The organism is Methanosarcina sp. DH2 (assembly GCF_020804225.1).
GTDB lineage: Archaea > Halobacteriota > Methanosarcinia > Methanosarcinales > Methanosarcinaceae > Methanosarcina.
Genome location: NZ_WJBI01000018.1, coordinates 103,870 through 113,628 on the forward strand (window position 1 = coordinate 103,870; position 9,759 = coordinate 113,628).

The 9,759-nt window shown below is 38.7% G+C and carries 6 protein-coding genes and 1 pseudogene; 4 read left to right on the forward strand and 3 right to left on the reverse strand.

The window, feature by feature from the left end:
- Window positions 1–76 precede the first annotated feature (76 nt).
- Window positions 77–598, forward strand: coding sequence for an N-acetyltransferase (locus FXV91_RS17015; protein ID WP_229391873.1), 522 nt, complete (start codon window positions 77–79; stop codon window positions 596–598).
- A 50-nt stretch (window positions 599–648) separates the two neighbouring features.
- Here FXV91_RS17015 and FXV91_RS17020 read toward each other — a convergent pair whose 3' ends face one another.
- The 3 genes from FXV91_RS17020 to FXV91_RS17030 all read right to left on the reverse strand — a co-directional run bounded on the left by FXV91_RS17020 (window position 649) and on the right by FXV91_RS17030 (window position 5,018).
- The gene (locus FXV91_RS17020; protein WP_229391874.1) at window positions 649–1,272 is read right to left on the reverse strand and encodes a flavodoxin family protein; all 624 of its coding nucleotides are present in this window, start codon (window positions 1,270–1,272) and stop codon (window positions 649–651) included.
- Between the two features lie 195 nt (window positions 1,273–1,467).
- Window positions 1,468–2,232 carry a hypothetical protein gene (locus FXV91_RS17025; protein WP_229391875.1) on the reverse strand — a complete coding sequence of 255 codons (765 nt, stop codon included), beginning with the start codon at window positions 2,230–2,232 and terminating at the stop codon, window positions 1,468–1,470.
- Window positions 2,233–2,891: 659 nt separating this feature from the next.
- On the reverse strand, window positions 2,892–5,018 hold the full coding sequence (locus FXV91_RS17030; RefSeq protein ID WP_229391876.1) for a DUF2341 domain-containing protein: 2,127 nt from the start codon (window positions 5,016–5,018) through the stop codon (window positions 2,892–2,894).
- Between the two features lie 888 nt (window positions 5,019–5,906).
- Here FXV91_RS17030 and FXV91_RS17035 point away from each other — a divergent pair.
- From FXV91_RS17035 to FXV91_RS17045, 3 genes and pseudogenes are all read left to right on the forward strand, one after another.
- Window positions 5,907–6,422: a deoxyuridine 5'-triphosphate nucleotidohydrolase gene (locus tag FXV91_RS17035; RefSeq protein ID WP_229391877.1), complete on the forward strand. Its 516-nt coding sequence runs from the start codon at window positions 5,907–5,909 to the stop codon at window positions 6,420–6,422.
- A 97-nt stretch (window positions 6,423–6,519) separates the two neighbouring features.
- Window positions 6,520–7,323: a 2-amino-3,7-dideoxy-D-threo-hept-6-ulosonate synthase gene (locus tag FXV91_RS17040; RefSeq protein WP_229391878.1), complete on the forward strand. Its 804-nt coding sequence runs from the start codon at window positions 6,520–6,522 to the stop codon at window positions 7,321–7,323.
- Window positions 7,324–8,907: 1,584 nt separating this feature from the next.
- Window positions 8,908–9,759, forward strand: a pseudogene (locus FXV91_RS17045) (IS66 family transposase); the annotation flags it as partial.

Below are 9,759 nucleotides of genomic sequence, written 5' to 3' on the forward strand. Positions count from 1 at the left end.
TGATATAGGTAACTATTCAGAGTATAATTATCTGCACTCTTTTAAGCGCCATAAAAATACACAGGAAGATTTAGAGATGCCCCTTAAAATTCGCCCTGAAACCCCTTCCGACTACCCGGCAATAACCGAAGTAAACGACCTTGCCTTCGGGCAGCCTGCTGAAGGAAAACTCGTTGAAAACCTCAGGAAAAACCCGGAATTTGTTCCCGAACTTTCGCTTGTAGCTGAAGCTGACGGAAAAATCGTGGGCCATATCCTGTTTTTCCCGATAAAAATCAAATCTGCGGAAGGAAAAGAAAAAGAGACCATCTCGCTTGCTCCGGTCGCAGTCATTCCTGAGTTTCAGAAACAGGGCATCGGAGGCGAACTTATAAGAGAAGGGCTCAAAGCCTGCGGAAAAATAGGATACGATTCGGTCATAGTCCTCGGGCATCCTGAGTATTATCCGAAATTCGGATTTGAGCCGACAGGGAAGTGGGGAATAAAAGATCCTTTCGGCGCGCCGGCTGAGGCTTTCATGGCGCTGGAATTGAAGAAAGGAGCGCTCGAAGGCGCCGGCGGGGTTGTAGAGTATCCAGATGAGTTCCTTGACGTTTAAAAAACGATTTAAAAAAGAAAAAAAATGGAAGAAAAAGGAAACAGGAAAACTTAGAGAGACGGTGTCAGGCTTGATTCGGCTCTTCTATACTCCGGGCCCGGAAGGTGCGAAACCGATATCAAGTTCCCGAAATCCCTAGCTTTCTCCAGCAACTGTGGCCTGAATGTAACTTCAAGTTTATCCGTGCCTGCTGCAACAATTGTATCCAGGACATCAAAGCCCAGATAGTAAAGAAGACCTGCTGTATATTCGAAATACGGTTTAAAGGCATCTCTGTCAGGAATTCCCTGAGTAAAGACAAGAATTAGTTTTTTATGGTCAAGCCTGCTCGAGAAATTCGGCCTTAAGAAAGCGGTCATGCGGTCAATAAGTAGTTTTGTCTGGGCTGTCATCTGCCACATATATACAGGAGAGCCGAGTACAACAGCATCTGCTTCCTGAATTTCTCGATAAAGTTTTTGCATATCATCATCTATAACGCAGCAGCCATGCTCCTGGCATCTGCCGCAGGCATCACAGCCTTTGATGTCAAGAGAAGCAAGGTTATAGATTACAGTTTCTGCCCCTTTTTCCGCTGCTCCCTCAAGAAATGCATTTACAAGTTTTGAGGTATTACCATCAACTTTAGGACTACCCACCAATCCGAGAACTTTAATGTTAGAACCCCCATTCAAATTTTAAATACACGATATAAAACATTTTACACAAAGGTATAAACGTCTGATCAGAATAAATACGTTTCTCTTATAGAAAAAAGTAAGCCAGTTTGTATAGAATAGCCAGGAAAAGTAAATAAAGATAAAAAGAAAAAGAGAAAAATAATTCTGCTGATTTAGTTTTACCGGTTAGTCTGTTAGCTGGCTTGCTGGTCACCTTCTAGCTACCATGAATGCACCAAAAAGAGCTGCAATAAAAACCAATGCTGTGAAGACTGTTGAATGACCCGCATCTTCAGCACCTTCAGCGCCTTCAGCACCTTCAGCACCTTCAATACCCTCTGCCCCTTCAGCATCCTCAACATTTTCACTTTCCTCATCACCTTCTTGAGAGACAGGGCCTTGTGCATGGACAATTCCATCTTCCTCTTCATCATTAACACCTGCATCAGAATAATCGTCAGCCTCTTCAGGGGCTTCAGATCCGGCAGTGTCTTTTTTCACGACCCTGGCTTCACCTTTTGCATCATTACTGCTACCTGAACTTGGGGCTCCTTCACTGGAGGAAGTAGAGGATGCTATGTCAACTTCAGCAATCGAGCCAGGCATTTTGTCCCCAATTGTCTCCATCTGAGAAGCAGGGATCTCAAAACTGGCTTGATCGCCGTTGATATAAAGCTCCATGTTCTCAATATTAGAATAATTCTCAGGAGTGAGATTCAGGTTCAAGTTATATTTACCATCTTCTCCTACGGTGCTTTTTGCGATTAGCTCTCCTTCATAATATGCAAGAATCTCAGAGCCTTCAGAAACAGGCTCTCCGTTTACGTCCAGCCCGCCATGCAGTATGAGCGGCAGGTCGGGCACGTCTCCAATCGAATCATTTTCTTCAGATAAAGCAGTCACACTTACCGCTGCAAACACAGACAGTATCATCAGGCTTAAAATAAGCACTCCGAACTTTCGATACTTAGTCAAAACTATTCCCCCTACTCCATTTAGGTTAATGTGAAACTTACAAAACCACTATCCAGATCGGATTCCTGCCCTGTCCAGACAACAGCTACAACAGCCGCAGTTTTCTATTAAGAAATGGTTTTGTTTACAGGTATTTTTTGTCCCCTTTTGTTTGGCAGGATGTTCCCACCTACAAACCCAACAAATACTTGATTTGAAAATATTTCCTGCCCAGCAGTGTAAGAAGGCAAGAATTATTGAAATATAATATTATTAGATATTATATATATCAATATATTGAAAAATATTAATTATTGAATAATAATCAGCTCAGTCTCAAGTCAATATCAACCGGATTAATCCAGAATATTTAAAGCCCTGTCTTAATATCAAAATTTTAAAATACCTGTTTTAGCAACAGTACATCAGTTTTAAATTTGAAATGATCAAACACGTCGCGCAATGAAAGAATCTAAATGACGTAAATACTGGTTAATATAAAAAGGTATAAAGGAAAAAATCTAAAAAAAGGGAAGAAGAAAAAGGGAAGAAGAAAAAGGAAAAAAGAAAAAGGGAAAAAAGGGGACAGATTTCTTTACGCTTGTTTCTCTTACTCTTTTTTCGCTTTATTCTTTATTTTTACATCATTTTTTACCAGGTTTCGATCTCCTGATTTTGTTTCACTTTTTCTTCGCCTTAAGAAAAGCAAATGCTCCAAGCCCTACAAACAGTACGGAAAGTGTTTCAAATCCTGGTAATGCTTTCTGTTCTTTGGGCTCAGCTTTCACAGGCAGGTCTTTGTAGGTATCATAATTGGAAATTGAAACTCCCACAAAAGCTGAGTCTTCAGCATAATATTCTGCCATGGTAGCAAAGAGATCCTGTATTGAATATTTGTCTTCGAAACCTTCTTCTACGGAAATTTCTATAATTCCTTTTGAGTTTACACCTCTTATTTCACCCATCTCGAGTGCAACAGCGTCAACAATAACCGATCCAGAGTTAAGGTTTTTAGTTTCACGGTCATAAGCCCTGATAATAAAGAAGTCTACTGAAGGGGCAATTTTTTCAATATTTGATGCAGCATATCCGGGTGGAAGACTTGCCGAAATGGACAATTTATCTCCGGCTTTTTCCCGGGCAGACACAAAAAGGGTTACATAGTCCATGCAATCATTTTCGGAGTAGGAATCATTAGAAGCTGTCACGTAGATATTGATTCCATCAAAAGGTGCAAGTGACTTTTCATTATAGTCAATGATAGCGTTCAAGGAAGAACGGGAGGTGTTCATAGCCCCTTCTGCTGTGCAGTTGAGATCTTCAAAAAGTACTGCATGCACTGTCATTCCTTCCTGATGAGCCATTTTTACAAAGCGTTCATACTGCCAGACATCTTCACCATTCATGCTCAGGAAGATAGTGTCGATTCTTGAAGATTCAAGATCTTTTACCAGTACAGGAAAATCGAATCTGTATGGAGAAGAGAGCTTAACTCCGGAAACATTGACACTGTACCTGGGAAACAGAATTTCCGGGGCTTTAGTCTCATTTCCACTCTGGTTTTCCTGTATCTGTACTGGTATTTCAGGGGTTTCCTCTGTAACTGAAACCTCAGGGATAGGAGTTTCAATCTCAGGAGTGGCTTCAGAGTCGGAGATGACTTCAGAGTCGGAAGTGGAATCAGAATCGGAAATAGAATCAGAGTCGGAAGTGGAATTTTCTGTAGAGATTTCAGTTTTAATCTGATCCGACATGAACTTGACAGTTGGCTCGGATTCAACAAATTTGCGGACAAAAGCATAGTCTACAGCCATATAGCCTGTGTTCTTCGAGGCGTCGGAATAAGAGGCTGCATAAAGGTAAACATGCATCGGGAGGGTTGTAATATAATCATTTGAAGCGTAATCCATCTTTGTATCCCGAATTCCATTCTTAAACCAGGACACCTTACGCGTATCGTTTTCTTCGTACCAGGCAACTCCCGACGTATACCATTCCCCTTCAGAAACGCGGACATTGGTCAGGTCAAAGGAATTATGCCTTTCCTTCCTGTAAGATGTCTCCCAGCGCACACGGCTCTCATTAGCAAATTCGGTCTCGTGCTTAATTTCATTTTTCCTGCTGCTTATCTGATCTATAAAACCCTGCCTAAGCAGAGGACCTCTCTCATCTGTTCCTGTGGTAACTTTCATTCTTTTGACAACGAACATGGAATTAATGTCAAAACTATCTTTGCTGTAGATCAGAGAAGAATCATAAGCATGAACCTTAGGAGCTGACACTTTACATATGCCGCTTTTGACTTCAACGAGACCTCCACCTGCGCTTTCGGAGTTCCATACAAGCCCCTGGAGTTTATCTCCCTCAAAATCATCGAAAAATTCGAAGGTCTTGCCTCCATTACTCACTGCCGTAGCCGCCGGATTTCCGTACTTCATAAGAAGCGTACTATTTCCGTTTGCAGACAGGAAAGGAATCCTGACCCAGATGAGAGCTTCTTCAGCTTCTGCATCCCAGGTCTCAATCCAATAACTGAGTATTTTTCCTCCGGAAAAGAAACGAAGATCAGATCCATCTGTTTTCGCCTGTGAAAAATTAAAGTTAGAATAATTCAGGTTGATAGGAACCTGATAGCCGGTCAGATTTTTTCCGGAATTTTCAGTAATTACTATCTTCTGGGAATAGGTTCCCGTATCATTTATTGTAGATAGAGCCCCTAGATCATTCGCTGTAGCCAGAGCAAAGCCTGTGATCAAAACCAGGAAAAAAATAGAAACAATCCCATACGTGAGCAGTCTCTTTTTCATTTTTAGCAGCCTCTTTTAAGCTCTTTTATCAAAGACGATAAAAAATACTATTCAGACATTATCAAAATTATAGATATAATTTAGAGGAAAAAGTGTGAAACCTGTGGGTCTTTAGCCCAGAGGTATTAATGATAACTTTCTCCTAATTTTTTGCTAATAGTAATTATCACATACATTCGATTCAATACTCTATTAGTTGCTGGTTTTCAAAACCAGAAAGCCAGTAAAGTGTATATCAACCCTCAGGATCACGGGCCGTGAATATGTTTTTTTCTTGCTCGAAACCACGTAAAGCCGAATCGAGATGAAAACGGAGACATAGTAGGGCAGAGACTGCCCGATTTCAAGCCTGTAGAGATGCCGAGGGTAATCTGTGAAGCAGGAAACCGCAAATCTTTAGATTTAGCGGACAGTTCACTTTACCTACTTATTAACCCACAAACAATAAAGCTTTTCATAAGTACATGTTCAAAATAATAATTATAATATAATAGCAACTTGGATAAAAATGAAGGAAAAGAGAAAAGAGCTCAAGTTCAAAAAAATCTAATCAATTTCTCAGTTGAAAAAATATTGCTGGTACACCAGTAAAATGCAGACGTGGTAATGAGAAATTACTGTAAAAGTGAGAAAAATTGTTAAAGTGAGGAGAAAATTGTTAAAGAAATAAGAAAATTGTTAAAGAAATAAGAAAATTGTTAAAGAAATAAGAAAATTGTTAAAGAAATAAGAAAATTTTAAAGAAATAAGAAAATTGTTGAAGAAATGAGAAAATTGCTATAGAAGTAAGTAAATTGCTATTTTAAAAAACAGAAAAATAAAAAGTATACGTAGAGAAAATAGAGAGTCCGAAACTGTAATAAAGACTCTTTACAATTACAGTTTCCAATGACTCTTTTATCCAGCAATGAACTGAGAAAACTTATACGGGCAAACCCTCCTTTGCTTGAAAACGCAGTTGATATCGAAACCCAGATCCAGCCAAACGGGCTTGAGCTTACCCTGAAAGAGATAAAAACAATAGAAGGTGTTGGAGCTGTCGACTTTGACAACTCAGAAAGAAAGGTTCCCGATGCAGAGCTTCTTGAGTTCGGGAGCGACGGCTGGGTTCACCTTCCCCAGGGGATTTATAAAGTAATATTTAATGAAATTGTAAATATTCCCAGGAACCTGGCTGCAATTGCAAAGCCCAGATCAAGTCTTATTCGCTGTGGGGCAACCCTTGAGACTGCAGTATGGGATGCTGGTTATAGTGGGCGCAGCGAATCTATGCTTGTAGTCTATAATTCAGCGGGTTTCAGGTTGAAGAAAAACGCCAGAATTATGCAGCTCCTTTTCTATACCCTTAACAGCGAAGTAGAAAAAGGATATTCCGGAATCTACCAGAACGAAAATACAAAGTGAATTATGGAAAAAAGAATGTATTTTGAAGTCCGGAGAGAGGTATCTTTTGAAAATATATAGATAAAGTATATATTACCTGATCTGTATATCACAGCCTATGAGTACTATAGGAAAATCCGTTAGGATGGAGCGTATTTTCAACAGAAATACAGGTAATGCCATTATTATCCCCATGGACCATGGAGTAGGTGCAGGTCCCATCTCAGGGCTTACAAACCTTCAGGACGCTGTAAATAGAGTTGCCGAGGGCGGAGCAAATGCCGTACTGGGGCATATGGGGCTTGCCAAACACGGACATAGAGGATACGGGCATGATGTGGGCCTGATAATCCACCTTTCAGCCTCAACATCGCTTGCCCTTGATCCTAACCATAAAGTTCTTGTAACTACTGTGGAAGAAGCCATAAAAGTAGGAGCTGACGCTGTATCTGTTCACATTAACATAGGAGCTGAAGATGAATTTGAGATGCTGCAGGGGCTTGGATATGTTGCAGGAAAATGCGATGAATGGGGAATTCCTCTCCTTGCAATGATGTATCCGCGCGGAAAGAAGGTCCGTTCCGAATACGATGTAGACGTAGTAAAGCATGCAGCAAGGATCGGAGCTGAGCTCGGGGCAGATATTGTCAAAACAAACTATACAGGAAGTCCGGAAACTTTCAAAGAAGTTGTCAATGGATGTCCTGTACCTGTAATTATCGCAGGCGGCCCCAAGATGGGCTCGGAAAAAGAACTGCTGGAAATGATTGAAGGTTCCCTTGAATCAGGCGGTCGTGGTGTTGCGATAGGAAGAAACGTATTCCAGGCAGAAGACCCTACAGGTCTTGTGCGGAGAATTGCAAAAATCGTCCACGAAGGTATGACTGCCGAAGAGGTGACAAAACTGGGTAAAAATGCCTGAAACCCGGAAACTTAAAGAGAGTAAGTTAAGTGAATAAGTTAAGTGAATAAGTTAAGCAAATAAGTTAGGTGAATAAGCTAAGTAAGTTAAAGGCTAAATAATAACTTAAAAAAATAATGGACTTAATTAAGGCTTCAGTTTCAGACTGACAGAGCGGGAAATTTACTTTTCAGGAAATTTCCCATCACCTTTTCCATTGGAAATGGTGAAGGAGCCATTTTTAGAAGAAATAATCCTTTAGAAACATGAAGAACAAAACTTAGGGGTTGACGTCTGACTTCAACTAAGTTTTAGAAAAAAATAATACTTAAGCAGAATTTTAATTTTAAGTTCAGAATACATTCAGGTGTCCCTAACCTGATAGTAGTTTCCAATGCTTTTTTGCTTATCTTTTCCTTTGCTTTTCTATTCCTTTACTTTTCTATTCCTTTATTCTTCTATTCCTTTATTCTTCTATTCCTTTAATTTTCTATTCCTTTATTTTTCTATTCCTTTATTTTTCTATTCCTTTAATATCACAATCTTGAGTAATAATAAATGGAACTATATTGGAGGCATTTTCGGGATCATGCTAATGCATTGATATCAAAACAAATATCTTGTTTAGCGGGAAATTCATTGATCTATGAGTCTATTCAAAAGCCAGGATTGCGAACATACTTTAGAATTACAGTACTAAATGCATATACGAGATTATATTAGATAGACTCTTAAATAGAATTGAGAACTTATTGACCATACTTGTGCCTTAGAGCCTATCCGAAAAGTCAGTAATGCATGTTGAAAAGTCACAATAGGTCTATAATGTCAGAGTATCCGTTCCGGTTTTGCATATTGCATATTGTAAAAGTTATAGCAGGTAACCACTTTTCGGATAGGCTCTTAATCAAAATAGGTAGATGATCGTCCCCTAAAAGTCTTAACTTCTTTTCAGAATAAAGTCCCAATCCATTGAAAGATTGCAGATTGAAGATATATTCCTGTATATACCAGTCAAAGAAAACTCTGTTTACATATAGATTCCAGTGGAAATAAAAGTGTTTGTGGATTTGTACCAGCAAGAGCAAAAATATTAGATTGACATCTATGGAGAGGATTGAGAAGAGATAAATTTCAAATCCATTTGAAAAGCATGAGCAGGACAATGAAATTAATACCGGATAGCAAAGAGCCGGATAAGATAAAGCGGGTAAATAAAGGATAGCTAACTGGGCAAAGCAATAAAATTGACTAAATAAGGAATGTACAAAGCTACGGTAAAAAAGTAAAATAAATAAAATAAATAAAAAAAATAAAATAAAATAGGCTAGCACAAAGCATGAATATCCTATAAATACAGCTGTGAGGAAGAACTTCGATGCCGTAAATCAATACAAAAAAAGAGAAAATAGGGTTCAATTTCATAGAGATAAAATCAAGAAAATGATTAAAAATATATAGGGAAAAATAAAAAGATATAAATTAAAAAGAAATATTAATAGTAAAAAATTTCGTAACTATTCAGGCAGCCTTTTAAAGGCTACAATTTTTCCTCTTTTCGAGGAAAAATTGGATATAAATTGAATTCTATTTTGTTTCGTTATCATGCTTACACGTGAAGAGATTCTTGCTTTGTGTGCTTCAAACCCTGAAGTTATTGCTTACATTGTGAGTCTTGAAACTCAAATTAAAGAACTTACTGAAAGGTTGATAGCCTTAGAGTCTCGTTTAAACCAAAATAGTCGTAACAGCAGTCGTCCTCCTTCTACTGATTTTTTTGTCAAGGAGAAACCTAATCCTAAGAGTCTCCGTAAAAAGAGCGGGAAGAAACCTGGAGGTCAAGATGGTCACCCAGGGACAACTCTTGATATGGTTGATGATCCTGAGTAGGTAATAGAACATTCTTTGAGTTGCTGCAAAGAATGTGGCCATACTCTTGAGAATGTTGAAGTTGAAGCCCATGAGAAAAGACAGATCTTTGATATTCCTCCTGTAAATCTAATTGTTACAGAACACAAAAGTCAGATTAAGACCTGTCCTTACTGTGGAAGAATAAATAAAGCTGTTTTTCCTGAATCAGTAAAATATCCAGTTCAGTATGGTCCAAATATTTTAGCTTCAGCTATTTACTGTAAAAATCACCATTTTATCCCCTATGAAAGGATTTCTGAATTTTTTGAGGATATTATGGGAATAAAAATCTGTCCTGCTACGATAATTCGAGCAGAAAGAGAATGTTTTCAGAATWTAGAGGAATTYGAAAGCGTTATTCGGGAGAAATTAATGATTTCTCCTGTTGTCCATTTTGATGAAACTGGTATGAAGATCGAAGGAAAAAGGCACTGGCTTCATGTAGCTTCTAATGATAAATACACATGTTATTTTCCTCACTCAAAAAGAGGAGCAGAGGCAATAAATGCTATGGGAATTCTTCTGGAGTTTAAGGGAGTAGCAGTT